At 70.5% G+C, this 26,762-nt stretch carries 22 protein-coding genes; 12 read left to right on the top strand and 10 right to left on the bottom strand.

Going from position 1 to position 26,762, the window contains the following annotated elements:
• Positions 1-679: 679 nt before the first annotated feature.
• The gene (locus tag ADL12_RS42555) at positions 680-1,669 is read left to right on the top strand and encodes a helix-turn-helix transcriptional regulator (protein WP_062713547.1); all 990 of its coding nucleotides are present in this window, start codon (positions 680-682) and stop codon (positions 1,667-1,669) included.
• Between the two features lie 89 nt (positions 1,670-1,758).
• The gene (locus ADL12_RS42550) at positions 1,759-2,241 is read left to right on the top strand and encodes a DUF456 domain-containing protein (RefSeq protein ID WP_062713545.1); all 483 of its coding nucleotides are present in this window, start codon (positions 1,759-1,761) and stop codon (positions 2,239-2,241) included.
• A 1-nt stretch (position 2,242) separates the two neighbouring features.
• Here the strand turns inward: ADL12_RS42550 and ADL12_RS42545 are convergent, their stop codons facing one another.
• The 4 genes from ADL12_RS42545 to ADL12_RS42530 all read right to left on the bottom strand — a co-directional run bounded on the left by ADL12_RS42545 (position 2,243) and on the right by ADL12_RS42530 (position 6,441).
• Positions 2,243-2,779 carry a methylated-DNA--[protein]-cysteine S-methyltransferase gene (locus tag ADL12_RS42545; protein ID WP_062713543.1) on the bottom strand — a complete coding sequence of 179 codons (537 nt, stop codon included), beginning with the start codon at positions 2,777-2,779 and terminating at the stop codon, positions 2,243-2,245.
• Positions 2,780-2,781: 2 nt separating this feature from the next.
• Positions 2,782-4,341, bottom strand: a complete 1,560-nt coding sequence (locus tag ADL12_RS51925; RefSeq protein ID WP_062713541.1) for a DNA-3-methyladenine glycosylase 2 family protein — start codon at positions 4,339-4,341, stop codon at positions 2,782-2,784.
• A gap of 268 nt (positions 4,342-4,609) precedes the next feature.
• Positions 4,610-5,713 (bottom strand): ribosome small subunit-dependent GTPase A, encoded by a 1,104-nt coding sequence (gene rsgA, locus ADL12_RS42535; RefSeq protein ID WP_062713539.1) that lies wholly within the window; start codon positions 5,711-5,713, stop codon positions 4,610-4,612.
• Between the two features lie 242 nt (positions 5,714-5,955).
• A complete protein-coding gene (locus tag ADL12_RS42530) occupies positions 5,956-6,441 on the bottom strand; it encodes a hypothetical protein (RefSeq protein WP_062713537.1) in 486 nt (161 codons plus the stop codon).
• 71 nt (positions 6,442-6,512) lie between these two features.
• Here ADL12_RS42530 and ADL12_RS42525 point away from each other — a divergent pair, with 71 nt between their 5' ends.
• Positions 6,513-6,806, top strand: coding sequence for a hypothetical protein (locus tag ADL12_RS42525; RefSeq protein ID WP_062713535.1), 294 nt, complete (start codon positions 6,513-6,515; stop codon positions 6,804-6,806).
• A 57-nt stretch (positions 6,807-6,863) separates the two neighbouring features.
• Here ADL12_RS42525 and ADL12_RS42520 read toward each other — a convergent pair whose 3' ends face one another.
• From ADL12_RS42520 to ADL12_RS42500, 5 genes are all read right to left on the bottom strand, one after another.
• Positions 6,864-8,351, bottom strand: a complete 1,488-nt coding sequence (locus ADL12_RS42520) for a cellulose-binding domain-containing protein (protein WP_062713533.1) — start codon at positions 8,349-8,351, stop codon at positions 6,864-6,866.
• A gap of 189 nt (positions 8,352-8,540) precedes the next feature.
• On the bottom strand, positions 8,541-9,878 hold the full coding sequence (locus ADL12_RS42515; RefSeq protein ID WP_062713531.1) for a radical SAM protein: 1,338 nt from the start codon (positions 9,876-9,878) through the stop codon (positions 8,541-8,543).
• 111 nt (positions 9,879-9,989) lie between these two features.
• A complete protein-coding gene (locus tag ADL12_RS42510; RefSeq protein WP_062713529.1) occupies positions 9,990-11,087 on the bottom strand; it encodes a substrate-binding domain-containing protein in 1,098 nt (365 codons plus the stop codon).
• Positions 11,088-11,231: 144 nt separating this feature from the next.
• Entirely contained in the window at positions 11,232-12,674 is a 1,443-nt protein-coding gene (locus tag ADL12_RS42505) for a fibronectin type III domain-containing protein (RefSeq protein ID WP_062713527.1), read from the bottom strand.
• Positions 12,675-12,909: 235 nt separating this feature from the next.
• Complete coding sequence (locus ADL12_RS42500) at positions 12,910-13,926, bottom strand: hydroxyacid dehydrogenase (protein ID WP_062713525.1); 1,017 nt, start codon at positions 13,924-13,926, stop codon at positions 12,910-12,912.
• A gap of 133 nt (positions 13,927-14,059) precedes the next feature.
• On the opposite strand from ADL12_RS42500, the gene ADL12_RS42495 reads away from it, so the two are divergent.
• The 9 genes from ADL12_RS42495 to ADL12_RS42455 all read left to right on the top strand — a co-directional run bounded on the left by ADL12_RS42495 (position 14,060) and on the right by ADL12_RS42455 (position 25,845).
• A complete protein-coding gene (locus tag ADL12_RS42495) occupies positions 14,060-15,325 on the top strand; it encodes an FAD-binding protein (protein WP_062713522.1) in 1,266 nt (421 codons plus the stop codon).
• 228 nt (positions 15,326-15,553) lie between these two features.
• Positions 15,554-16,813, top strand: a complete 1,260-nt coding sequence (locus tag ADL12_RS42490; protein ID WP_062713520.1) for an ROK family transcriptional regulator — start codon at positions 15,554-15,556, stop codon at positions 16,811-16,813.
• Between the two features lie 241 nt (positions 16,814-17,054).
• A complete protein-coding gene (locus ADL12_RS42485) occupies positions 17,055-18,314 on the top strand; it encodes an ABC transporter substrate-binding protein (RefSeq protein WP_062713519.1) in 1,260 nt (419 codons plus the stop codon).
• Positions 18,315-18,334: 20 nt separating this feature from the next.
• Positions 18,335-19,300: a carbohydrate ABC transporter permease gene (locus ADL12_RS42480; protein ID WP_062713517.1), complete on the top strand. Its 966-nt coding sequence runs from the start codon at positions 18,335-18,337 to the stop codon at positions 19,298-19,300.
• Entirely contained in the window at positions 19,297-20,184 is an 888-nt protein-coding gene (locus tag ADL12_RS42475) for a carbohydrate ABC transporter permease (RefSeq protein ID WP_062713515.1), read from the top strand. Before ADL12_RS42480 ends, ADL12_RS42475 begins: the two co-directional genes overlap by 4 nt.
• Positions 20,185-20,196: 12 nt before the next feature.
• A complete protein-coding gene (locus ADL12_RS42470; protein WP_062713513.1) occupies positions 20,197-23,064 on the top strand; it encodes a glycoside hydrolase family 2 TIM barrel-domain containing protein in 2,868 nt (955 codons plus the stop codon).
• A 124-nt stretch (positions 23,065-23,188) separates the two neighbouring features.
• Entirely contained in the window at positions 23,189-24,211 is a 1,023-nt protein-coding gene (locus ADL12_RS42465) for an ABC transporter ATP-binding protein (protein ID WP_062713512.1), read from the top strand.
• Position 24,212: 1 nt separating this feature from the next.
• Positions 24,213-25,019 carry an ABC-2 family transporter protein gene (locus ADL12_RS42460; RefSeq protein WP_062713510.1) on the top strand — a complete coding sequence of 269 codons (807 nt, stop codon included), beginning with the start codon at positions 24,213-24,215 and terminating at the stop codon, positions 25,017-25,019.
• Between the two features lie 25 nt (positions 25,020-25,044).
• Positions 25,045-25,845 (top strand): ABC transporter permease, encoded by an 801-nt coding sequence (locus tag ADL12_RS42455; RefSeq protein WP_107120171.1) that lies wholly within the window; start codon positions 25,045-25,047, stop codon positions 25,843-25,845.
• A gap of 38 nt (positions 25,846-25,883) precedes the next feature.
• Here the strand turns inward: ADL12_RS42455 and ADL12_RS42450 are convergent, their stop codons facing one another.
• Positions 25,884-26,750, bottom strand: a complete 867-nt coding sequence (locus tag ADL12_RS42450) for a potassium channel family protein (protein WP_062713508.1) — start codon at positions 26,748-26,750, stop codon at positions 25,884-25,886.
• Between the last annotated feature and the right edge of the window lie 12 nt (positions 26,751-26,762).

Below are 26,762 nucleotides of genomic sequence, written 5' to 3'. Positions count from 1 at the left end.
CCCGCCGCCGAGCCCGACCGCTGGTTCACCGCCCCCGCCGCCGAGGCGAACCGGTCGTCCAGTGAGTCGGGCGCCGCTGTCGGGCCCGTGTCCTCGGTGGCGTCACCGTACAGCTGCCCCCACCAGTCGTCCTCGTGACCGGCGGGCTTTCCCCCCTGCTGACTCATGCCCTCAATTGTCCACCGCACGGGCCGGATGAAAACGGGGCATCCGGAAAATCAGACCCGGTGAGGCGCCTCAAAAGGCGTTGTCGGGTGAGGTGTTGAACAGTCTTGCGATACACCGGGCGCCACAAGAGGCGACACACGTCGCCGGGCGGCCCCACCCCCCACGGGAGAACCGCCCGGCGACTGCCGGGTGACCCGGACCCCGATCCCCTACGCACGCGTCGGCGCACGTCGTGAGCCCGGGTCACGATCTGGGTGACCGAGACGCCGTTCGCGTCGGTCAGGATCTCCGGCTTGACGGACCTCCTCGTGCTGCCGCCTGCCCCGGCACGAAAGCGCAGGCCAAGGAGGCCCAAGTAGGGCAAAGCGGGCGGTTCTTGATACTGCGGTGGCGACACCTTGGCAGAGTGACAGGTGGTGCGGCGATGATGTGCTGAGGCGGTTTTACGCCGTGGCCGTTTTCCGCCACGGACCGGACACCAGTGTTCGACTTTGGGGAGGGGCGCGGCCCGATGCTGGGAGTGATCGGTCTCGACGAGACGCATGAGTCGGCATACCGGGCCCTGGTGTCCGTGGGCGCCGCCGACGTACCGGATCTCGCGCGACGGCTGACCCTCGGCGAGTACGACACCGAGCGCGCCCTGCGCCGTCTGGAGCGGCACGGACTCGCGGCGCAGTCCTCGGCCCGGCCCGGCCGCTGGGTCGCCGCACCGCCCGGGGTGGCGCTGGGCGCGCTGCTCACCCAGCAGCGGCACGAGCTGGAGAAGGCGGAGCTGGCGGCCGCGATGCTCGCCGAGGAGTACCGGGCGGGGGTCGCCGAGCCCGCCGTGCACGACCTGGTCGAGGTCGTGATCGGCGCGGCCGCGGTCTCGCAGCGCTTCCTGCAGCTCCAGCTCGGGGCGAGCGAGGAGGTGTGCGCCCTGGTCACCGGCCGCCCCGTCGCCGTCACCGGCATGGAGAACGACGCGGAGGAGCAGGCCGCCGACCGCGGCGTCCGCTACCGGGTGGTACTGGAGCGCTCGGTCCTCGACCAGCCGCACGGCATCACCGAGCTGTCCGCCGCCCTGGGCCGCGAGGAGCAGGTGCGGGTAGTGGACCGGGTCCCCACCAAGCTGGTGATCGCCGACCGGACCCTCGCCCTGGTACCGCTCACCTCGCACACCTCGGAACCGGCCGCCCTGGTCGTCCACGCCAGCGGGCTCCTGGAGCTGCTCTCCGGCCTCTTCGAGTCGGTGTGGCGGGACGCGCTGCCGGTACGCCTCGGCTCGTCCGGCGTCACCGAGCAGCCGCCGGACGGACCCGACGACACCGACCTGGAGGTGCTGTCCCTGCTGCTGGCCGGCCTGACCGACGCGAGCGTGGCCAAGCAGCTGGACCTGGGGCTGCGGACCGTGCAGCGCCGGGTGAAGCGGCTGATGGAGCTGACCGGGGTGACGACACGGCTGCAGTTGGGGTGGCACGCGTACGAGCGGGGGTGGGTGGCGCGGGAACGGCAGGGGTGACGGGCGCGGGAGTGCGATGGGTGACCGTGGCGCACCCTCGGTGACAAGGCTGATCTGCGCGTTCTCGTGAGCTCCGGCACTCTGGTCAGATGGGAGCGTGGGACCTAGTGCTGGTCGGCCTGGTCCTCCTGCTCGGCCTCTGCGGAGTGCTGGTGCCCGGAGTGCCGGGGTCGTGGCTGGTGTGGGCCGCGGTCATGTGGTGGGCGCTGCAGGACCCGCAACCGGTCGCGTGGTGGGTGCTGGTCGGGGCCACCGTCGCACTGTTCCTCTCCCAGGTGGTGCGCTGGGCACTGCCGCCCCGCCGGATGCGCCCGAGCTGGGCGGGCCGGCGCATGGCCGTGTACGCCGCGGCGGGGTCGTTCCTGGGCTTCTTCCTGGTCCCCGTACTCGGCTCGATCCCCGGCTTCATGGCCGGCGTCTACCTGGAGGCACGGCTCCGACTCGGTCGCCACGGTGAGGCGCGGGCCGCGCTGCGGACAGCGATGCGGTCGGGCGGGTCGAGTGTGCTGGCGGAGCTGTTCACCTGCCAGTTGATCGCGGGGGCGTGGGTGGGTGCGGTGATCTGGGGCTGATTCATCGGGTCTCCGGTGCGGCCGGACGAGAACCCTCCAGCGTGAGCAGCCGCACCTTGCGGTCGAGGCCGCCCGCGTACCCGGTCAGTGACCCGTCGGCGCCGATCACCCGGTGGCAGGGGCGGACGACCAGCAACGGATTGGCGCCGATCGCACCGCCGACGGCCCGTACTGCGGCCCGGGAGGCGCCGATCCGCGCGGCGATCTCGCCGTACGTCGTCGTAGCCCCGTAGGGAACATCGTCGAGGGCAGCCCAGACCCGCTCCCGGAACTCGGTGCCGGCCGTGCTGAACTCCAGCTGGAACTCCTTGAGTTCGCCCGCAAAGTAGGCGGCGAGCTGTACCTCGGCCGCACGGAAGAGCGCGGGGTCGCGCCGCCAGCCCTCCTGGACGCTGCGGCTGCCCTTCTGGCCGGGCACGGAGAGGGAGGTCAGGGCGCCGGTGGCGGGGTCGGCGGTGAGGAGGAGCGGGCCGAGCGGACTGTCGAGCTCGGTCCAGCGGGTCGGGGTGGTGGTCGGGGTCGGGGTCGGGGTGCTCATGGTTACTCCAACTCCCCTGCTGCACGCAGGTGTTGCGAGGCGTAAGAGCGCCAGGGGCGCCAGCTGTCAGGGGCGTCGACGTCGGGCGGGGCGACGTCCGGGTCGCCGAGGGCGCGGGTGCGGATGACGGCGACCGTGCGGGCATCCAGGCCGGGCAGCCCGAGCAGCGCGTCCTGCGCCCGGTCGCGGTCGGCGCCCGGGTCCAGCCGTACGGCGCCGTCGGCGAGGGCGGCGGTGAGCGCGCCCAGGGGGCCGTCGGGCTCGGCCTCGGCGAGGACGGCCGGTTCGGGAAACAGGTGGGTGAGGCTGCCGCAGGGCGCGTCGAGCGCCTTGCCGTACCGCCGCACCAGTCCCTCGGCCGCTGCCCGCCCCACCAGCAGGCGCACGGCCAGTTCCTCCGCGTCGGCGGTACCGGGTGACCGCAGCCCCGGCCGGGCGGCGACCAGCGGAGCGAGCCGGGGATCGGCACCGAGCCGCTCGTCGATCGCGTACGGATCGGCGTCCAGGTCGAACAGCCGCCGTAGCCGGTGGACAGCGGTGGTCAGGTCGCGAGGATCGGTGAGGTGGAGGCGGGCGTCGAGCCAGCCGCCGGGGTGGGTGGCGCCGGCGGGGGCGGTGGCGGTGGCGGCTCGGAGGTGAGAGGAAGCGGCCCCGGATGACGCCGTGCCGGGACCCACGACGGTGGCCGACGCCGGGGACGCCACCCCCGAGTCCGCAGCCGCTGTCGGCGCCGACGTCGGTACTGCACGGCGGGCCGCGGAGGCCTGCCTCCCGGCGCCGCCCAGCCGCTCCTCCACCGCCACGATGGCGGTGCCGTGCGGCAGCCGGAGGGTACGGCGGTACGTCCGGCGCCCGACCGGTCCGCCGATGTCCTCGACGCCGGGCACGGCCTCGCACTCCAGCAGGTCGAAGACGAGGCCGGCCCGGTACGGCCCCCGGTACGCGAGCCGCAGCGGTATCCCGGCCGACGGGGTGCCCGCACGCCGGGCGCCGCGGCCGCCCCTCGGTGTGGCGGCGGCCCGCAGCTCGCTCGGCGTGGACGCGTACACCTCCCGGATCGTGTCGTTGAACTGGCGCACACTGGCGAACCCGGACGCGAACGCGATCTCGGTGATCGCCAGCTCGGTGGTCTGCAGCAGCACCCGCGCGGTGTGCGCCCGCTGGGCCCGGGCCAGCGCGACCGGCCCGGCGCCGAGCTCGGCGGTGAGCTGCCGCTGGACCTGCCGCGCGCTGTAACCCAGCCGCGCGGCGAGCCCGGCGACACCCTCCCGGTCGACGACCCCGTCGCCGATGAGCCGCATCGCCCGCCCCACCACATCGGCCCGCACATTCCACTCGGCGGACCCCGGCACGGCATCCGGACGGCACCGCCGGCAGGCCCGGAAGCCCGAGCCCTGCGCGGCGGCGGCCGTCGCGAAGAACCGCACATTGCGCCGCTTCGGAGTGACGGCCGGGCAGCTGGGGCGGCAGTAGATGCCGGTGGTCCGGACGGCGAAGAAGAACTCGCCGTCGAACCGGGCGTCCCTGCTGCGGACCGCTTCGTACCTGGTGTCCTCGTCCATCACGCCCTCCAGTCTCCGCCGGCGCGGGAGGTGCGGCTGGCGGAAATCGGACGTGACGCTGCGGCAGGGCCTGTCCGGCGGATCAGGCCGGCCTGCAAGAAACAGTGCAGACCGGCCGAGCCGGGCGGTGTCTGGTGCGTGCAGCTGCAAGGCGGAGGAGCCGTGTCGATCAGCCGCTACCGCGGCGGGCGACGCGATGGGGGGTCCCCCCTCTGGGCGAGCGCGTGCCGGGCACCGCGACGCCGGCATGATCCGCCGGACAGCACACCTAGCTCCAGCGGCCCCGCTTCGCCTCCATGGCCGCCCTCCCCTCGGCCCCCTTGCGCTTCCAGTCCTTCCTGATCTCGGCCCGAAGCCGCGCATCGGTCTTGGCCACGATCCGCTGGTTCTCCCGCAGCAGCTTCCGATAGCTCTCCAGTCGCCGCTCCGACAGCTCACCGGCGTCGATGGCGTCGAGCACCGCGCACCCCGGCTCGCTCTCGTGCGCGCAGTCGTGGAAGCGGCACCGCTCGGCCAGCGCCTCGATCTCGGAGAAGACCTGCCCGACCCCGGTCTCGGCGTCCCAGAGCCCGACGCCCCGCAGCCCCGGCGTGTCGATCAGTACGCCGCCGCCCGGCAGGGCGAGAAGGTTGCGCGTGGTGGTCGTGTGGCGGCCCTTGCCGTCCATGTCACGCGTGGCCTGGACCTCCATGACGTCCTCGCCGAGGAGTGCGTTCGCGAGCGTCGACTTGCCCGCGCCGGACTGCCCGAGCAGCACGGACGTGCCACCGCCCACGACCGCGGTGAGGACCTCGAGCCCCTCCCCCAGCGTCGCGCTGACGGTCAGCACCGTCACACCCGGCGCCGTCGTCTCCACGTCCTGGACGAGATGCCCGAGCGTCGCCGGGTCCGGCACGAGGTCGGCCTTGGTGAGGACCACGACCGGCTGGGCGCCCGACTCCCACGCCAGGGCGAGGAAGCGCTCGATACGGCCGAGGTCGAGTTCGACGGCCAGCGAGACGGCGACGATCGCGTGGTCGATGTTGGCGGCGAGGATCTGCCCCTCGGACCGCTCGGATGAGGTGGAGCGCACGAAGGCGGTACGGCGCGGCAGATACGTCCGTACGTAGCGCGGGTTCCCGGCGGGTTCGACGGCGACCCAGTCGCCCGTGCACACCACCCGCATCGGATCGTGCGGGGTGACGAACGCGGTGTCGGCCCGTACGACGCCCTCGGCGGTGACGACGTCGCACTGCCCGCGGTCGACCCGGATCACGCGTCCGGGAAGGAGCCCCTCGGGCTCGTAGGGGGCGAACTCGTCCGCCCATGCCTCGTCCCAGCCGTAGGGAGCGAGAGCGGAGAAAACAGATGAAGCAGCGGAACGGAAAGTCAAGGGTGACCCTTCACAAGGGCGGCCCCGGCCGTCGCGCGCACAGGCGCGGAAGGAGTTGGTGGTGTCAGCCAGTGGCCACGGAGGTGGACTTGATGGATTCCTGAATGCGGGCAACGCCCATCGCAAAGACAGCCATCGGTCAACACCTCCCGGTTCACACGCAGCCAACAGCCGCGGCACGGAACGGCCGCAGCAACGAACACGACCCTAGCCACCCTCCTCGACGATGCACCAGCGATTTTTCAGCGCGGATGGCTGACGGAGGCCGAACGCTCACTGGCGCTTGCCACGCCGCTTTCGTCGACGGTGAACTGTCCGTTCGCGGCACCGTTGAAGGTCCCGCTCCTGATCCACTCGATCAACGCCGCCTTGACCGTGGCATGGGGGCCGGCCCACGGTTCGCCGGGGCGCCCGCCGTAGGGCGTTCCGGACTCCGGTGTGCAGCGCAGGCCGGAGCAGCCCTCCATCTGCATCTGGTGGCTGGCGCACTGGACCTGTACGAGCACCTTGTTCGTCATCGACGCCGGGAGCGCGTTGAAGATGGCGGACGAGTTGGCCGGCGGCGCGGTCTCGTCGTCGAGGCCGTGGAGGACCGGCGTGGGCGGGGTCAGCTGCCCCGCGACGGCAGTGTTCCAGCCGTAACTGGAGAACGTCGGCGAGCGGTTGAGGCCGGTCGGGTTGCCGGGATCGTCCCCTCCCCAGTTCCGCCCCTCGGTGTCCTGCTCCATGATCTGCTCCCAGAACTGATCCTGGCTGCCGGGGACGACACGCCCGGTCCCATTCTCCGGAGGATCCCTTTGTGTCGCCGCCGCCGCGCGCCGATGCGTCCGACGCCGCCGACGCCCTGTACGGCGCCGACGCCGAGACCCTGCCCGACGGCACAAGGGTCGCCACGCGCCAGGGGCCGGGCGACAAGGGCGTCGAGGGGAGCGTGATGTGGACCGTCGACACCATACGGACCGACGGTTTCCGTGTCGTGATCAGCGCCTACAACCCCGCCGGCCACGGCACTCCGATCCATGCGACCCCGGCTGTGACAACGGAACAGCTGCGGCAGATCGCACTCAGCCCGAAGTGGGACCAGTTCCGCTAGTCGCTGGGAATGCGGGTCGTCCGCCCGGGTTCGAAGCCAGGTCCCCGTGAAGGCCCGTCAACCGGTTTTCGCGCAGTCGTGCCCGTTCAGCGCGAAGTCGTACGCCGGCGAGTTCTCGTCCTCCCACGAGGCGATGAAGCCGAAGGAGAGGGTGCCGTTCGCGGGGACCGTCTTGTTGTAGTCCGCCGCCTTGGCCGTCACCCGGGAGCCGTTCTGGGCGAAGCTCGCGTCCCACATCTGGCCGACCTTCTGGCTGTCGCGGAAGGACCAGGCAACGCGCCAGTCGTCGAGGGCTCGTTCGGTGGTGACGGTGACGGTGGCCTGGAAGCCGTCGGGCCATTCGTTGACGAGGTCGTACTGGACGCCGCAGGTGGCCTGTTCGCTCGCGGAGGGGTTCGGGTGGTCCTCGTCGGCCGTGGACGACTGGGTGCCCTGGGGCTCGGGGTCGGGGTCCGTCGGCGCGGGTGAGTCGTCCCACGTGCCGGTCTCGGACGGTGCCGGCGATTTCGACGCCGGCCCGGTGGCGCCCGTGACCGGCGCGGAGAAGTCGGGTCCGGCGACCGGCTGGCGGTCGGACGGGTCGCCGCCCGCGGTGCCGCCGTCGCCGGTGGAGCCGGCGGGCATCATCGACACCGCGAGGGCGAGCATGGAGACGAGGACGGCGGCGACGAGGAGGCCGTTGCGCACGACGCGCGCCTTGTGCGCTCCGGGGTTCGGCGGGCCGGCGTCGGCGTCCACCGGGTCGGGGCGTCCGGCACCGCGCACCTCGGTGGCCCGGCGGCGGCGCTCCAGGTAGGCAAGGCCGCCCCAGCCGATCACACCCCCGGCGAGGGCACCAGGCAGCCCGCCGCCGTGCAGCCGTAGACAGGCGGCGGCCTCGGCGCACTGCACGCAGGTGGCGAGGTGACGGGAGAGGTCGACCGGGGTGTCGGCGGCGGTCGAGCGGGTGACGGCGTCGAGGAGGCGCGCGTAGCTGCGGCACTGCGCGTCCATCGGCGTGTCGAGGTGGTTGCGGTGGCAGCGGTCCCTGAACAGGCCCCGGACCTGGGTGAGTTCCTCGGAGACGGTGGCCGGGTCGAGGCCGAGCCGGCGGGCCACCACGTGCAGCGGCAGCGCCTCCACCTCGGCCAGCCACAGCAGGGCCGCGTCCGGTTCCTGCATGTCACGCAGTCCGCGCAGCGCGATCGGGCGCTGCAGCGGGGGTCCGGTGTAGCGGGCGGCCTTGTCGGAGTTGAGCCACAGGCGCAGATCGGGGTCGAGCTTGTGACCCTGCCCGCTCTCCTCCCAGGCGGCCGCCGTGGTGCGTACGGCGGTCAGCAGCAGGGGGATTCGGGGCAGGCGGGCCGGGCGGCGGCCCGCACTCCTGAAGGTCCCGGTCTCGGCCTCGCGGGCCTCGCGTATGCCGGTCGAAAACGCCTCGGCCGCCAGCTGGTTGGCGGCGGCGGAGCCGGCCGTGCACAGGTCGGCGTACGACAGCACGGCGTCCCAGCACTCGGAGAACAGCGCTGCCTCGGTGGCGTCCTGGGGGGTCGGCAGGTCGGGCATGAGTCTCCTGCATCCACATGCGAGGTCAACTCGCCATATTGGCAGTGGAGTTGGGGGGAACCTCGCGGCAGGACATGAGCCTTTCACGATTCAAACACAACTGACAAGCGCCGTGTTCAATTGTCATGACAGACCGCGCGCCCCTACAACTCCAGCCACTTGTACGGACGCGGGCCCCGTCTGTCTCACCTACACCGTGACGGAATCCTCTGCCGTCGCCGACTCCTGTGCCGGAAGGCTGTCCATGAAGGAGCTGACCGAGAACACTGCGCGGCCGGGGCCGGGCGGGCCGTAGCCGGGAGGCGAGGACAGGCCGAAGTCGTCCATGGTGGCGCGGTAGGCCTCCAGCAGGCGGATGTGGTACTCCAGCGGCGCGCCCTGGGGGTTGGCCTTGCCGAGCGGGGTCGTCGGCTCGGGGCACCAGGTGGTGAAGCGGGGCGTGATGCCGTGCGACATGAAGAAGCGCAGGCCCTCGGTGGTGGACGCGATGGCCTCGTCGACGGATCCGAAGCCGAACGGCTCCGCCATCTCGACGCCGGCCACGAAGTTGGGGATGACGTTGCGGGCGCCGAAGACGTCGGCCGAGTCGAGGATCCGCTTGTGCCACTCGTCGCGGCCGACGTAGCGCTCCTTGCCCGGGCAGTACATCTTGAAGAGGTACTCGTCCCACACCTCGTAGTTGGGGTGGTAGATCTGCACGCCGTAGTCCTTGAACCGCTGCACGTCGTCACGCGGCAGCGCCTGGGCGACGACCTTGCCGATCCAGCGGCCCGGGAAGCGCTCCTCGATGGCCTTGGCGTAGTGGCCGTAGAAGTCGGCCTCGTCACGGCCGGCGACGGTCTTGGTGATCGCGCCGCCGGTGAGCGTGTAGGCGGTGGACGCCTTGGCGGTGTCGTACCGGTCGATGATCTCCAGGGCCTCGAGGACCTCCTCGACGTCCTTCACCCCGGTGTACGGGCGCCCGGCCGCCTTGTGCTGGCGCCAGTTGTGGTTGATGTCGCAGTACTGGCACTCCTCCTTGGCGCCGAAGTACTGGCAGACCCGGAAGACGGTGAGGTAGATCAGGTAGCCCCACTGGATGGTCGGGGCGACCTCCATCACCGACTTCCCGCTGGCGAGGGTGTGCCGGTAGTACTCCGGCATCGGCGGCACACCGACGTCGGCGATCCGCTTGCCGTCGAGGTAGAGCCCGAGCATGCCCTCCGCGTCGGCGGCGACCCGGTACGGCGAGGTCGGGTTCACGCGCACGGAGACGACGGTGCGCCGCAGGTCGTACGGCCCGCCGGTCAGGATGATCTCCTCCGGCGGGCGGCGCAGCGCGGCCTCGCCGAGCTCGGGCAGGGTGCCGTGGTCGAAGGAGAAGATGAAGTACGACTTCGGCTTGACCTCGCCGCTCTCGTTGTCGCTGAGGGCCGACGGGTCGAAGGCCACACCGCCGCGAAGCAGGTCCTCCTTGAAGACGGCTTCCCGCGGCACGTGCGGGAACCGCTCCATCAGATCCTCGACCAGTGCGGTACGGCCACCCATCCCGTTCTCCTCGCTCCCGACGAATGCGCTCGACTCCTCACGGTATGCCCCTGCGTGCGGGTGAGCGGTAGCGGGTCCCCCCGCGACCGGCGATCTCAAGAGGAACATGTCTCATCCGGTCAGTCCGGCCCTGTCGCAGGCAGACCTGAACTCAGGGGTACAGATCTGATCGATCGTGTACAGGCCGTCCTTGACGACGGTTTCCTCGATGTTGTCGACGGTCAGGGAGATCGGTGTGAGCAGGACGGCCGGGACGTCCTTGGTGGTGTCGTTGCCGACCGTGGTCGTGGCGATGTCGGCGAGCATGCCCTCTTCGCCGCGGCCCAGGGCGACGGCCATGGCGGCGGCGGCATCCGTCTCGGGCCTGAAGGGTTTGTAGACGCTCATGTACTGGTCACCCACGACGATGCGCTGCACGGCCGCGAGGTCGGCGTTCTGGCCGGTGACCGGGGGCAGCGGCTTGATCTTGGCGGCCTTGAGGGCGGAGATGGCACCGGTCGCGAGGTTGTCGCCGGCGGCGTAGACGCCGTCGATGTTGTCGGCGCCCAGGGCGGCGATGGCGTCGGACATGCTGCGGTGGGCCTCCGCCGGCCGCCATCCGGGGGCGTCGTACGACTTGCCGATCTTCACCTTGCCCTTGAGGACGGACAGCGCGCCCCTCTTGAAGTCGGCCGCGTTCGGGTCGGTCGGAGCGCCGTTCAGCATGACGATCTGGCCTCCGTCCGCCTTCTTCCCCATGGCCTTGAGCAGGTCCTGGCCCTGGAGCCTGCCGACCTGTTCGTTGTCGAAGGAGACGTATCCCGAGATCCGGCCTTCGGCGAGGCGGTCATAGGCGACCACGGGGACACCCGCCTGGTCCGCCATGTTCACCAAGGAGCGGAGCGACGTGGCGTTGACGGGGTCGAGGATCAGGACGTCGGCCCCCCTGCTGATCACGGAGTTCATCTGCTGCAGCTGACGGTCCACGTCGAGCTGGGCATTGGCGTACAACACCGTGCAGGCGCCGCACAGCTCCTTGATCCGCCGCTCGATCAAGGGCCTGTCCCACTCCTCGTAGCGGCTGGTCTGGCTCGACGGCAGCAGCAGGCCGATCTTCAGGCCGTCCGCCCCACCGCCGGAGCCGCCGTCGGCGTCCCCGCAGGCGGCGAGAGCGACGGCCGCCGATACCGCCGCGACGGCGACGGCAGCGTCCCGCAGACAGGTCTTCATCGAAGAGACCTCCTTGTCCGCCGCTCGTCAGCAGAGCGAGGTCTGTTCTCGACATTACCTCTGTTGAGGCGCGGTCGCTCCGGTGGTTCGGACGCGGCCTCCGCACCCGGGGCACCCCGGAGGGGCCCCGGGTGACGTCGCCCGTCAGGCCTCCTCCTCCGCCGCGTAGTACCAGAACTCGATCTCGGCGAGATTGCACCGGCCGTTGTGGCCGTCGTAGAAGCGCAGAAGCGGGTATGAGGCGGTCGACGGGAGTGTGGCCTCGTGCCACGTGCCCTCGCTCGTCGTGCCGATCGTGTGCAGGTCGGTCCAGGTCAGCCCACCGTCGGAGGAGCCGAGCAGCACGGTGCCGGTGGCCCGCGCGGCATAGTTCGCGCGCGGGAAGATACGGAGCTTGTCCACGACGAGCGGCCCCACGTCGCCCGCGTCGATGTCGATCCAGCTCTCGGCCGCGAGGGTGTCGGGGTACGTGGCCGTGTCCCCGTCGAAGCCCTTCCAGCCGTTGGACTCCTTGGTGCCCCGGCCCGGCCACTCGATGGTCGAGGCGGCCACCATCGACGCCGTGACCTGCGTGCGGCGGAGCAGGGTCTCGCGGGAGACGAGGAGCTCGTACGCCGCGTAGACCGCGTCGATGCGGGCGTCGTCGTCCTTGCCGGTGTCCCCCTCGATGCGGTCGACCTCGGCGACGAAGGCCGCGTAGCTCTTCTTCGTCCACTCCGCCGGATCGGTCTTCCGCGCCCGCGCCAGCACGCCGGCCAGCGTCTCGGCCACCGCGACCGTCGGAGCGGACGTGCGGGTGCCGCCGTCGACCAGGGTCGCAGAGACCCGGTAGTACCGCTCGCCGTGCCGCAGTCCGGTGTCCTCGTAGGCGAAGGCGCGGGTGTCCGACTCCACGGTCTCCCACGAGTCGCCGTCGGTCGACCGCGCGACCGTGAACGTCAGCGCGTCCTCAGGCTTGTTCCAGCGGACGGTGACCGTGTCGGCGTCCCGCCCGACGGCCACCAGCACCGCGTCCTCCTTGAGCCGGTCCACGGCCACCTGGGCGAACGTGGCGTCGCCGGTGGCCGCGAGGCCCGCGTAGACGGCGTACGGGAAGGGCGTGAGGAGACTCGCGACGGTCACCCAGGTGGTGCCGTCCACCGAGACCTGTCCGTGCACCTGGTGGGTGCTGACATCACGGACCAGCCGCAGATACGGCGTCGCGGCCAGGGTCCGGCCGTCGAGCTCACGGGTGATCGGCGAGCACTTCACCGTGAGGTAGTTCTGGTGGACGGGGTCGACGGCGAGGGTGAAGCGCAGGTCGCCGCCCTTGATGTCGGTGGTGGCGAGCGGCTTGGCGACCCGGGCCCGGTCGCCCGCGTGGCCGTCGGCGACCTCGGTGTCCGGGCCGGTGAAGTCGTGGGCGGTCTCGGAGTCGGCGTTTCCGAAGTCGATCAGGTCGAGGCGTCCGGCGCCCTCGGCGGCCTCCGCTGTGGCGGCCTCGGCTGCGGACGCCTGATCGGCGGCCGTCCAGGACCAGCCGGTCAGCGCGAGTGCACCGGTGCCGGTGGCGGCCGTGGCCAGGACGGATCTTCTGGTGACGGGCATGCGGGATCGTCACGGTAGCGACGGGGGCGGCGCTGAAGAAAAGGCATAGTAAACGTTCTCTACAGGAAGCTAGATCCACGCGTCTACGGGGACAAGACGTCGTACCGAGAAAGCTGTGACAACCGACGACCCGAAAGTTGCGCCGGGCGACGGGCGACGGGCGACGGGCGGGACAGTCGCGGCCGTCGAGAGAGCTGCAGCGCTCAGGGGAACTGCAGCAGCGCCCCGCGGACGCCTACGCCTCGCGCGCCAGCGCCGCCGGGTCCACCGGGTACGCCAACCGCCCGCCGGACAGCAGCCGTTCCGCCTCCTCGGCAACCGACCTGCCCAGGCGGGCCACCTCGTTGCCCTGGGAGCCCGCGAGGTGCGGGGTGATGAAGGCGTTCGGCAGGTCGTACAGGGGTGAGTCGGCGGGGAGGGGCTCGGGGTCCGTTACGTCGAGGATCGAGCTGAGCCGACCGGTGCTCAGTTCGGCGATCAGGGCGTAGTGGTCGACGAGGGCCCCGCGCGCGGTGTTGATCAGGACCGCCCCGTCGGGCATCAGGGCCAGCTCGCGGGGGCCGACGAGGTGGTGGGTCTCCGGGGTCTCGGGGGCGTGGACCGTCACGACGTCCGACGAGCGCAGCAGGTCGTCCAGGGGCAGCAGGGGTACGTCCAGCGCGGCGGCCCCGGCCTCGTCGACGTACGGGTCGCTGAGGCTCACCCGCAGGTCGAACGGGCGCAACAGCTCGATCACCCGGCGCCCGATGCGCGAGGCCCCGATGACGCCGACCCGACGGCCGTAGTTGCCGATGCCGGGGACGAGCCCCCAGCCAGGGAAGGCGCGCTCGGTGCGCAGGCGGTCGCGGGCGGCGAAGAGGTCCTTTCCGGCGAGCAGGATCATGGCGAGCGTGTACTCGGCGACCGGCACGGCGTTGGCGACGGCCGCCGAGCTCACCGCGATGCCGCGCCGCCACAGCTCGGGCGTGGCGAGGCCCTTGACCGAGCCGGCCGAGTGCAGCACCGCGCGCAGCTTCGGCGCCGAGTCGAGTACGGCCGCGTCGAGGCGGGGGCAGCCCCAGCCGGTGACGAGGATCTCGGTGCGGGCGAGCGCGTCCTTGAAGCGCGGGTCCGCGAAGTCCTCGTGGTCCTCGGCCACCAGGGAGGGATCGATGTCGACCGACTCCCGCAGCCGCTGGAGCACCTCCGGCGGGAAGACCTGCGGCACGTTCTCGGCGGACATGGCGAACATGGCGTGCGGCCGCTGGATCAAGGACGTGGCCTCCGGCTCGGCGAGATGGGTGGGGGAAAGCGGTCTCTACGGTAGGCAGGCGCGGATGAGAGGGTCAACGCACAGGCACTCCCCCTGCAGGACGGCACGGCACTCACCCTGAAGGACGGCAAGGATGACCGAGACGATCACCAACTGGGCGGGCAACATCACCTACACCGCCAAGGAGCTGCACCGGCCGTACTCGATCGACGCGATCAGCGCCCTGGTGGCGGGGAGCGAGCGGGTGCGGGTGCTGGGCAGCGGGCACTCCTTCAACGAGATCGCCGAGCCGGGCCCCGAGGGCGTCCTGCTGTCGATCGCCGCTCTGCCGCCGGTGATCGACGTGGACCGTGCGGCCCGTACGGTCCGGGTCTCGGGCGGCGTACGGTACGCCGAGCTCGCCCGCGCGGTGTACGCGCACGGGCTCGCGCTGCCCAACATGGCGTCCCTGCCGCACATCTCGGTGGCCGGCTCGGTCGCCACCGGAACTCACGGGTCGGGGGTCGGCAACGGCGCGCTGGCCTCGTCCGTGCGGGAGGTGGAGCTGGTCGCGGCGGACGGGTCGGTGGTGACCATCGGGCGGGGCGACGAGCGGTTCGGCGGCGCCGTCACCTCGCTGGGCGCCCTCGGTGTCGTCACGGCACTCACCCTCGACCTGGTGCCGTCCTTCGACGTCGAGCAGCACGTCTTCACGGAGCTGCCGCTGGACGGGCTGGACTCGGCGGCGTTCGAAACGGTGATGGCGTCGGCGTACAGCGTGAGTCTGTTCACCGACTGGCGCGAGCCGGGCTTTCGGCAGGTGTGGCTCAAGCGGCGCACCGACCAGCCGCTGCCCGACTTCCCGACCGATTTCCCCTGGGCCGCGCCCGCCACCGAGAAGATGCACCCGGTGCCGGGGATGCCCGCGGTCAACTGCACGGACCAGTTCGGGGTGCCGGGGCCGTGGCATCAGCGGCTGCCGCACTTCCGGGCGGAGTTCACGCCGAGCAGCGGGGCCGAGCTGCAGTCGGAGTATCTGCTGCCGCGGTCGTATGCAGTCGAGGCACTGTATGCGGTCGATGGGATCCGGGACACGGTCGCGCCCGTGCTGCAGACCTGTGAGGTGCGCACGGTCGCCGCCGACGACCAGTGGCTCAGCCCCTCCTACGGGCGGGACACCGTGGCGCTGCACTTCACCTGGGTCGAGGACACGGCGGCCGTCCTGCCGGTGGTGCGGCGGCTGGAGGCCGCACTGGACGCCTTCGCGCCGCGGCCGCACTGGGGGAAGGTGTTCACCGTGCCGGCACACGTACTGCGCGGGCGGTATCCGCGGCTCGGCGACTTCCGGGCCCTGTCGCGGGAGCTGGATCCCGGTCGGAAATTCGCCAACACCTTCGTGCACGAGATACTGGGTGACTGACTCCGGGTGGACTTCGTAAACCCCCTTTCCTAACCCCTTGTAGAAAGGCGATGCACGCCATAGCCTTGCGCCGCGCCGGTGCCGACGACGACCCGGCATGAGCGAAGGGACGGGGGCACCACCGGTGCTGTGTTCTCCCGGGGGACGCTGTGTCCGTTGGCCGCTGCGCGGCGGGCCGGACCCCCGGCCGACCCGACCGGAACGGCGCTTGCCAGTGAGGGGAGTTCGATGAAGCGCGGCACATCACGCGACATCCGCACCGCGAACCGCTACGAGGTGCTGCGCCAGATCATCGCCGCGTCGCCCACCTCCCGGCAGGAGCTGGCGGCCGCCACCGGCCTCAGTCTCGCCACGGTCGCCACCCTCGTGGGCGAGCTGCTCGACCTCCGCATGATCACGGAGGTCGGGTTCGAGGACTCGGCCGGCGGCCGCCCCCGCGGGCTCGTGGCCGTCAACGCGTCCGGCGGCGCCCTGATCGGCGTCGACATCGCGGAGACGTACGTGCGGGTCGAGCTGTTCGATCTCGGGCTGAACGTCCTGGCCCGCGCCGACGAGGACATGCGCCCCGGCGAGAGCCGCCCCGAGCAGGTCGTCGGCCATGTCGCCGCCGCCGTCGGCTCGGTGGTCGCGCAGGCCGGCGTGGAGGGCGCGCGGGTGCTCGGCGTCGGGGTGAGCGTGCCGGGGCAGGTGGACCGGGACACCGGCGTCTCCGAGTACGCGCCCAACTGGGACTGGCACGACGTGCCCCTGCTCGACCTGCTCGCCGAGCAGATCGCCTACCCCCTGTACATGGACAACCCGTTGCGCGCCTGCGCGGTGGCCGAGCTGTGGTTCGGTGCCGCACGCGGCAGCGGGGACGCCGTGGTGGTCAATCTCGGGACCGGCGTGGGCGCCGGGCTGGTGCTCGGCGGCGGGCTGCACCGGGGCGTGAGCAACAGTGCCGGCGAGTGGGGCCATACGACGCTGGTGCTGGACGGACGGCTGTGCCACTGCGGCAATCACGGCTGCGTGGAGACCTATGTCGGCGCGCCCGGCATCATGGTGAACCTGCGGGAGCTGGCCGCCGACAGCGCGCTGCTCCATCCCGAGGACCAGACGGCCACGATCGACGCGCTCGCCCGTGGGGTCGGCGCGCACGATCCGGTGGCGCTCAAGGTGGTCCGGGACACCGCCCGGTATCTGGGCGCCGGGATCGCCGACCTGGTGAACCTGTTCAACCCCGAGATCGTCGTGCTCAGCAGCTGGGTCGCCGCCACCCTGGGCGAGCCGCTGCTGCACGAGGTGCGCGAGGCCGTGGCCCGGCACGCGCTCAGGCGTCCGCTGGCCGCCACCCGGATCGTTCTCTCCCCCATCCCCACCGACCCGGTGTGTCTGGGCGCGGCGACGTTCGCACTCGAGGGTGCGCTGCAGTCGGCCCCGCAGAAGAGGACGCAGCCTGCCGCGAAACGCATCACACCTGTAAGGAGCCGTACCGTACCGCCCTCATGACGGACGTGATTCCCGCGTTCTGAAAGGGAGTTGCGGGTCGCTGGTGCGGCGCCCCGCCATCCCGCCATGTCCGGTATCCCGAACGTTGCACAACGCTTCGTGCAGACTTCGTCCAACCCCTTGCCGAAGCCTTAGCCGAAGGTTAACGTCCCGCACCGCAACCCCATTTGAGCCAACTGGCGCTGAGCCGCTCCAGCCACAGGCACAGGGCCGCAGCCGTACTCGAGACAAGGACGTCAGCATGTCGGCAATGAGGAACGTCAACTGGGACCGCCGCACCGTTCTGCGGGCCGCCATGGGTATGGCCGCCGCCGGCGGACTGGCCGCGTGCGGCGGCAACACCGGTCGCAGCAGCGGGTCGGGCGACAGCCTCGTCCAGTACTTCCACGCCTACGGCGAGGCCGGTACCGAGCAGGCCATCAAGCGGTACGCGAAGGCCTACAAGGACGCCAACATCACCACCCAGTGGATCACCGGCAACAACTTCGAGCAGAAGCTGTTCGCCGCGCTGCTCACCAAGAACGCGCCCGACGTCTTCGAGTTCCACCCGCAGATCCAGCTCATCAAGAGCGGCCAGGTGGCGGATCTGACCGACATCATCGAGCCGGTCAAGAGCGACTTCAACCAGGCCGACATCACGTCGCACACGGTCGACGGGAAGATATACGGCGTCCGCATGATCGACGACCCGCAGTTCTTCTTCTACCGGCCCTCGGTGTTCGAGAAGGCCAAGATCGAGGTCCCGCAGACCCTGGAAGAGCTGATCGAGGCCGCGGACAAGCTCACCACCAGCAAGGTCAAGGGCGCGTTCCTCGGCAACGACATCACCACGGTGCAGAACCCGCTGATCTGGTCGGCCGGTGCGGACACCCTCACCGCGGACAACAAGCCCGCCTTCAACACCGACGCCGTCGCCGAAGGCCTCACGCAGCTGCGTGGCCTGTTCACCAGCGGCAACCTGCTGCTCGACTCCCCCACCGACTGGTGGGACCCGTCGGCCTTCACCCAGGGTCTGACCGCGATCCAGTGGTGCGGTATGTGGGCCATGCCCGCCATGATCGAGGCGCTCGGCGACGACATCGGCGTCTTCCCCTTCCCGAAGGTCGGCTCGGCCGGCAAGCAGTCCGTCACCAACGGCGGCTGGTCGATGTTCGTCAACGCCAAGAGCGAGAACCTCGAAGCGGCCAAGGCGTACGTCAAGTGGCTGTGGATCGACCAGAAGAAGTACCAGGAGGACTGGGCCCTCTCCTACGGCTTCCACATCCCGCCGCGTACCTCCATCGCGCAGTCCGCCACCAAGCTGAAGACCGGCCTGCCTGCCGAGGGCGTCAAGCTCTTCAACGAGTTCGGCCACTTCGACAACATCGGCTGGACGCAGGCGATGATCGCCGCGGTCAACGACGTGATGGCGAACTCCGTCCGTAAGAACGCCGACCCGAAGGCCCAGCTCGCCACGGCCGAGAAGAAGGTCGACGCCGAGCTCAAGAAGCTCTTCGGATAAGCCGGCGGACGGATCTCGACATGTCGACCACCACCACTCGCGGGGTCGCCTCCCCCGCCCCGGCCAAGGTCTCCAAGGACCGGCCGCGGCGGGGCCTGAGGGCGAGCAGCACCTTCAACTTCTGGCTCTTCACCGGGCCGTTCCTCATCGGCCTGATCGTCTTCGTCTTCGTACCGATCGGCTGGAGCCTCTATCTCAGCTTCTTCGAGGCCCGATTCACGGTCACACCGAGCGAGTTCGTCGGGCTCGAGAACTACAGGATGATCCTGTCGGACACGGACTTCAGGAACTCCCTGGTCACGTTCACCGTGTTCGCCGCGTTCATCGTGCCGACCACCTGGGCGATGTCGCTCGGCCTCGCGCTCCTGGTGAACCGGCTGCGGTTCATGCGCGCGTTCTTCCGGTCGGTCTTCTTCCTGCCGACCGCGGTCAGCTACGCGGCCGCCGCCCTGATCTGGAAGATGTCCATCTTCAACGGTGTCCGCTTCGGCCTGGCCAACACGGTCATCGGCTGGTTCGGCGTCGAGAACATCGCCTGGCTCGGCAACCCCGACCCGCCGTGGTACTGGCTGGTCATCGTGACCGTCCGCCTGTGGCTGCAGTCCGGCTTCTACATGATCCTCTTCCTCGCGGCGCTCCAGAACATCCCGCGGGAGCTGTACGAGGCCGCCGCCATCGACGGCGCCAAGCCGGGCTGGCAGACCTTCCGCTACATCACGCTGCCCCAGCTGCGCGCGACCTCGACCGCGGTGATCCTGCTGCTGCTCATCGCCGCGTACCAGGCCTTCGACGAGTTCTTCATCCTGCTCGGCAAGGCCACGTGGGGCATGCCGCCGCTGGTCGAGCTCTACAAGATGGCCCTGGGTGAGAACCAGAACTACGGCGCGGGCAGCGCGGGTGCGCTGGTCCTGACCGCTCTCATCTGCCTCGTGACCCTGTTCCAGGGGAAGATCATGGGCTTCGGAAGGGGTGAGGAGTCCCAGTGACCACCACAGCACCCGACCTCGACAAGACACCCGCGAAGCCGGCGAAGGCCAGGCGCGTCGGCGGGGTCATGGGCAACGCCGGCCTGTACCTCGCCACCGGTGTGGCCGCCGTCCTCTTCCTCATCCCGTTCTATCTGATCGTCCGCAACGCCTTCATGACGGACCCGGAGATCACGGGCGAGGAGTGGAAGTGGTTCCCCAGCACGATCCAGTGGGGCAACATCACCGAGCCGTTCGACGACGTCACCGTCGACTTCGCCCGGTCGATGTGGAACTCCCTGGTCGTCGCCGTCCTGCACACCGTGGGCATCCTGCTGATCTGCTCGCTGGCCGGCTACGGCCTGGCCCGCATCCCGTACAAGCACGCCAACAAGGTCTTCTACGCTGTGCTGGCCACCCTGATGGTTCCCACCGCCGTGACCTTCGTGCCGAGCTTCGTGCTCGTCTCGTCGCTCGGCTGGGTCGACAGTTACCGCGGTCTCATCATTCCGGGCCTGTTCAGTGGTTTCACCTGCTTCCTGTTCCGGCAGTACTTCCTGGGGTTCCCCAAGGAGCTGGAGGAGGCGGCACGCGTGGACGGGCTCTCGTACTGGGGTGCGTACTGGCGTGTCGTGGTGCCCAACTCGCTGAACTTCTTCGCGGCGATCGCGACGATCACGTTCATCGCGGGCTGGAACGCCTTCCTGTGGCCCCTGGTCATCGGCCAGGACCCCAGCGCGTGGACGGTGCAGGTCGCGCTGTCGTCGTACGCGACCAACCAGACCGTCAACTACCACCTGATCTTCATGGCCACGGCCATTTCCATCCTGCCCCTGGTGTTCGTGTTCCTCTTCCTCCAGCGCTGGCTGGTGCAGGGGATCGCACAGACCGGCATCAAGGGCTGAGCTAGGAGACCGATGTCTTTCCGCACTACCTCCGTCGACTACGTCGAGGACGTCTCGCCCGGTAGCGGGGCCCTGCCGCCCCGCGCCTGGTACGCCTCCTCGGACGCGAAGGCGCTGTCGCTCAACGGCAGCTGGCGCCTGCGCGTGTCGGCGACCATCGACGCCGAGGACGACTCCTTCGCCGGGGAGGGTTACGACGCCGGGGACTGGGCGGAGGTCTCGGTCCCCGGGCACTGGGTCCTGCAGGGCGACGGGGCCTTCGGCTCGCCCATCTACACGAACCACCTGTACCCCTTCCCGGTGGACCCGCCGCACGTCCCCACCGAGAACCCGACCGGCGACCACCTGCGGGTCTTCGACCTGCCGGCGGACTGGCCGGGCGACGGCGGTGCCGTCATCCGCTTCGACGGCGTGGAGTCCTGCGCCCGCGTCTGGCTGAACGGCACGGACATCGGCGAGTTCAAGGGCTCCCGCCTGCCGCACGAGTTCGCGGTCGGGCACCTGCTGAAGCCGACGGGCAACGTCCTCGCGGTGCGCGTCCACCAGTGGTCGGCGGGCTCGTACCTGGAGGACCAGGACCAGTGGTGGCTGCCCGGCATCTTCCGTGACGTGACGCTGCTGCACCGCCCGGCGGGCAGCGTGGGCGACTTCTTCGTGCACGCCTCCTTCGATCACGTCACGGGCGAGGGCACCCTGCGCGTCGACTCCGACGTCGACGGGCGGGTGTCCGTGCCCGCCCTGGACATCGATGTCGCGACCGGCGAGTCGGTGACGGTGGCGGTCGAGCCGTGGTCGGCGGAGACGCCGAAGCTGTACGACGGCGAGCTGGTCACGGCCGGCGAGCGCGTGCCGCTGCGCATCGGCTTCCGTACGGTCGTCCTCGAGGACGGACTGATCAAGGTCAACGGCAGGGCGATCCTCTTCAAGGGCGTCAACCGGCACGAATGGCACCCCGAGAAGGGCCGCGCCCTGGACCTTGCGACCATGCGTGAGGACGTGCTGCTGATGAAGCGGCACAACCTCAACGCGGTGCGCACCTCGCACTACCCCCCGCACCCGGCCTTCCTCGACCTGTGCGACGAGTACGGCCTGTGGGTCATCGACGAGTGCGACCTGGAGACCCACGGCTTCACCGAGCAGGCCTGGCGCGACAACCCCGTCGACGACGACCGCTGGACCCCGGCCCTGCTGGACCGCGCGGCCCGGATGGTCGAGCGGGACAAGAACCACCCGTCGATCGTCTTCTGGTCCCTCGGCAACGAGGCCGGCACCGGGCGCGGCCTGACCGCCATGGCCGAGTGGATCCACGGCCGGGACTCCTCGCGCCTCGTGCACTACGAGGGCGACTGGGACTGCCGGGACACGGACGTCTACTCGCGGATGTACGCCTTCCACGACGAGGTCGAGAAGATCGGCCAGGGCCTGGACGGCGGCACTCACAAGCGCCGCGACCTGCCCTTCATCCAGTGCGAGTACGGGCACGCCATGGGCAACGGCCCCGGCGGCCTCGCCGACTACCAGGAGCTGTTCGAGAAGTACGACCGGCTCCAGGGCGGCTTCATCTGGGAGTGGATCGACCACGGCATCAAGCACCCCGAGCTGGGCTACGCCTACGGCGGTGACTTCGGCGAGGAGCTACACGACGGCAACTTCGTCTGCGACGGCCTGATCTTCCCGGACCGGACGCCGTCGCCGGGGCTCGTCGAGTACAAGAAGGTGATCGAGCCGGTCCGCATCGAGGGTGACGGCGCCGACGGCACCGTACGGGTGACGAACAAGTACGACTTCGCCGATCTGTCGGGGCTCGCCTTCGAGTGGTCGTTCCAGGTGGACGGCAAGACGGTGGAGGCGGGCGCCCTGTCGGTGCCCGCGCTCGCGCCGGGCGAGTCGGCCGACGTCAAGCTGCCGGAGCCCCCGGCGGACGCACAGGGCGCCGAAACCCAGTGGACGGTACGGGCGCTGCTGGCGGCGGACACGGCGTGGGGACAGAAGGACCACGAGGTCGCGTGGGGCCAGTTCCCCGCCTCCGCCCGTCCGTTGCCCACGGTGGCCGCGACCGACCGCCCCACCGCGAGCGAGAAGCTGATCTACCTCGGCCCGGCCTCCTTCGACGCCCGCACCGGTGCGTTGAAGACCATCGGCGGTGTGGAGGTGACGGCTCCGCGCCTGGACGTGTGGCGGGCGCCCACCGACAACGACGACGGCGCCGAGTGGCAGACCGACACCCGCTACGGGATGCTCTGGCGCAAGTACGGCCTGCACCGCATGCGGCACCGGCTGGACGCCGTGGAGCTGGGCGACGACGCGCTGACGGTACGGACCCGGGTGGCGCCCGCCGCCTGGGAGGTGGGCCTCGCCACGGTGTACCGGTGGACCTCCGACGGCACCCGGTTGAAGCTGACCGTGTCCGTGACTCCGGAGGGCGACTGGAAGGTGCCGCTGCCCCGGCTCGGCATCCGGTTCGGGCTCCCGCAGGCGGACGCCGTGCGGTGGTTCGGCGGGGGTCCCGGTGAGGCGTACCCGGACACCCGGCTGGCGTCCATGGTCGGCCGCTGGAACTCCACCGTGGACGAGCTGCAGACGCCGTACGTCCGCCCGCAGGAGAACGGTGCCCGTGCCGACGTCCGCTGGGTGGAGCTCGGCGGGCTGCGGATCGACGGCGACCCGGAGTTCTGGTTCAGCGCGCGGCGCTGGACCAGCGAGCAACTGGACGCGGCCGCGCACCTCACCGATCTCACGCCCGGTGACACCGTGTGGGTCAACCTCGACCACGGCCAGCACGGCATCGGCTCGCAGTCCTGCGGTCCGGGCCCGCTGCCGCAGTACCACCTGCGGGCCGAGCCGACGGAGTTCTCGTTCGTGTTCTCGACCGCCAGGTAAGAAGGTCATTAATCGATTGACCGATTGATCGACTTTCCGACAGGGTCGGAAGGTCGCCAGCGGCCGGTCGGCGTTCATGCCGACCGGCCGCAACTTGTTTTCGCACCAAGGGAGTTGATGTCGGTTGATTGGCAGCATCGAGGTTCGCGGTCTGTCCCGAACCTTCCACACCACCGTCCGCCGCCCCGGTTTCGCGGGCGCACTGCGCTCTCTGGTCAATCCGCAGAAGGTCGCCAAGCACGCCGTCTCCGACGTGACCTTCTCCGTCGCCGCCGGTGAACTCCTCGCCCTGCTCGGCCCGAACGGCGCCGGCAAGTCCACCACCATCAAGATGCTCACCGGCATCCTCACCCCCACCGCGGGCGAGGCCCGGGTCGCGGGCGTGGTGCCGTACGAGGAGCGGGAGCGCAACGCCCGTAACATCGGCACGGTGTTCGGGCAGCGCACCCAGCTGTGGTGGGACCTCCCGGTGCGCGAGTCGTTCGCGATCCTGCGCGACATCTACGAAGTGCCGAAGGCCGAACACGCGGCGCGCCTCAAGGAGTTCGACGAGCTCCTGGACCTGTCCTCCTTCTGGGACACCCGGGTCCGCCATCTCTCACTCGGCCAGCGCGTCCGCTCCGACCTGGCCGCCGCCCTGCTGCACGACCCGCCGGTGGTCTTCCTCGACGAGCCGACCATCGGCATGGACGTGGTGGTGAAAGAGCAGGTGCGGGAGTTCCTGCGGCACCAGGTGGAGGAGCGCGGCCGTACGGTCCTGCTCACCACCCACGACATGACGGAGGTCGAGCGGCTCGCCGAGCGGGTCGTCCTGATCAACCACGGGCGGCTCGTCCTGGACGGCACCCTCGACGAGATCCGCCGCAAGTTCGGCTCGACCTGGCAGGTGCGGGTGACGCTCGCCGACCCGCACACGGAGGTCGGCTCCCTGCCGGGCATCGCGCTGCTGCGCCACGAGGGCCCGCAGGCGGTCTTCGGGCCGGACGGCCCCGACGCGCCGACCGTGCACCAGGCGCTGAAGCAGGTCATCGAGCGGTACGAGGTGACGGACCTCGCCCTCGACGAGGCGGACCTCGAGGACGTGATGCGGGCCGCGTACGTGCATGCCGAGGCCTCGCATGCCGAGACCGCGGCAGAAGGAGCCTGAGATGGCCTCCGTACTGCACGGCTGGCGCGCCGCCCGCGTCACGCCGCTCGGCGAGCTGCACACGCCGCCCCGGATGACCGCCGTGCTGCTCCGGCTGACCGTCCAGGTGGTCCTGGTGGCGTCGCTGTGGCGCGGCCTGTACGCGCACACCGGCACCACCGCCGGACTCAGCCGCGACCAGGCGGTCACGTACGCCGTCCTGGCCGTACTCGCCTCCCGGCTGCGGGAGTTGGACCAGTCGGCGGGCCGGGACATGGTGCTGCAGCACATGCACTTCGGCACGATCGTCTACTGGTATCTGCGCCCGCTGCCGCCCCAGCGGTACTACGCCCTGCGCGCCCTCGGCGAGCAACTGTACGGGCTGGCGTGGGCGCTCGGCGGATACGTGGTCTGCCTCGCCGCCGGTGTCGTCGAGCCCCCCGAGTCGGCCGCCGTGGCAGGGGTGTTCGTGGTGAGCATGCTGCTCGGCCAGTGGGTCCTGTACTACGTCATGCTCGTCCTCGACCAGCTGTGCTTCTTCACCATCCGCAACAACTCCGCGATGCTGATCCTGATCTTCGCGCAGAACCTGCTGTCCGGGGTGTACGCCCCGCTGTGGTTCTTCCCGGACTGGTTCATTACGCTGAGCAGCTTCCTGCCGTTCCAGGCGACGCTGAGCGTGCCGCTGTCGATCTACGTCGGCCGGATCGAACTGTCCGACGCAGGAGTGCAGTTGGTCATTCAAGCCGCCTGGGTCGTGGTGCTGGCGCTGTTCACCCGGTGGGTGTGGCGGCGGGCCGCGCGGCGCGTGATCTCGCAGGGAGGCTGATGTGTCGGTCAAGGCTGTGAAGGCTGTGAAGTCCCTGCGCATCGCATGGCGCATCACGCTGCTCAACATCCGTGCCGCGATGGAGTACCGCACCGAGTTCCTGCTGAACATCGCGATCGGCGCGATCTGGCAGGTGTCGGTGATCGTGTTCGCCACGGTGCTGCTGGCGCGTTTCACCGGAATGGGCGGCTGGGACAGCTCGGACGTGCTGCTGATCCCGGCGATCCGGATGCTCGCGCACGGGCTGTTCGTGCTCCTGCTGGGGCGGATGCACTTCATCGGCCGGCAGATCCAGGAGGGGAGGATCGACATCTATCTGCTGCGCCCGATGCCGGTGCACCGCCAGGTCCAGCTCGACTACTTCCCGACCAACGCGATCGGCGACCTCACGGTCGCGACGGGCCTGATGGTGGGCGCGCTCAGCCGCAGCGACCTGGACTGGACGGCGGGCCGGGTGTCGTACCTGATCGCCGCGATCATCGGCGGCATGCTGCTGGAGGCGGCCCTGTTCACGGTGGTGGCGAGCGCCTGCCTGCGCTTCCCTGCCGCCGATTACTGGAGCCGCTGGCTGGAGGAACTGCTCGGCACGTTCGGCAGCTACCCGCTGAACGTCCTCCCGCGGGCGGTGGGCGGCTTCCTGACCTACGCCCTTCCGCTCGCGTTCGTCGCCTACCTCCCGACGGCCGTCCTGACCGGGCACGACCACGGCATCGGGGTGCCGTACTGGCTGGCGGCGGCGTCTCCGCTGCTCGGGATCGCCGGGTATCTGGCGGCGCGGCTGGTGTGGCGGTGGAGCCTGAAGCGCTACACGGGGGTGAACGGGTGACGCCCGGGTGCCCGGGCCGCCGCCTGCGGTGTCGGGTTTCAGCCGCCGCCGTGGTCACGCTCGTAGGCGGCCAGGACCTGCTGTCGGGCTCCCCCGGTGTGCAGGAATCGCTCGTCGAGCACCGTGGCGAGGTCGTCGAGTGCGGCGGCGAGCACGGCTGACGCGATGTGGGCTCCGGGGTCCTTCGCCTGCCGCCCCCGTTCGGCGAGTTCGGCGGCATAGCCGATGGCGAGCGCGAGCGAGGTGTCCCCGGTGCCGTCGTGGAAGTAGTAGGACTCCGGGTACTGGGCGAAGTCCACGCTGACGCGGGCCACGTCGGCGGCCAGCGCGCCCAGCACGGCGGCTCCCGCGGCCGAGTCCAGTTGCCCGGCGGTCATACCGGCGCGGCGCAGATGGCAGACGCGCAGCGCCAGCGTCCGGCGCCGGGCCAGCGCGGGGAAGATGCCGAGCACCCACGAGACAGTGGCGGTCAGCAGCGTGAAGCCGACCAGTGACTCCAGGGGTGCCACCACCCGCAGCCACTCCTCCGCGGGCGCGATGTCGCCGAGACCGAGGGTGCCCACGATCACCAAGGAGATGTACAGGGCGTCCACCGGCCGGGAGTGCCGGGTCGGCTCCAACGCGCTCGAGAAGACGAAGGCCTCCGGCATGTGCGGCCAGTAGACCACCGCCCAGCCCACGGCCACACCGCACGTCCACATGGCGACGACGCAGGCCATGCCGAGTGGTCCGGCGACTCCCGCGGCGCGCCGGCGGGGACTTGCGCGGGAGGACAGCCGCCACAGCGCCGTCATGACGATCCGGCTCAGCCCTCCGTGGCGGGTCGGATGCCACAGGGTGTGGAACACGTCCCGCAGGATGACCATCACCACCACCGCGCCGACCAGCGAGATCAGCCCTTCCATGCGCCCTCCTCA

This window comes from Streptomyces regalis (assembly GCF_001509475.1).
Lineage (GTDB): Bacteria > Actinomycetota > Actinomycetes > Streptomycetales > Streptomycetaceae > Streptomyces > Streptomyces regalis.
This window is presented reverse-complemented; position numbering and strand designations above follow the sequence as displayed.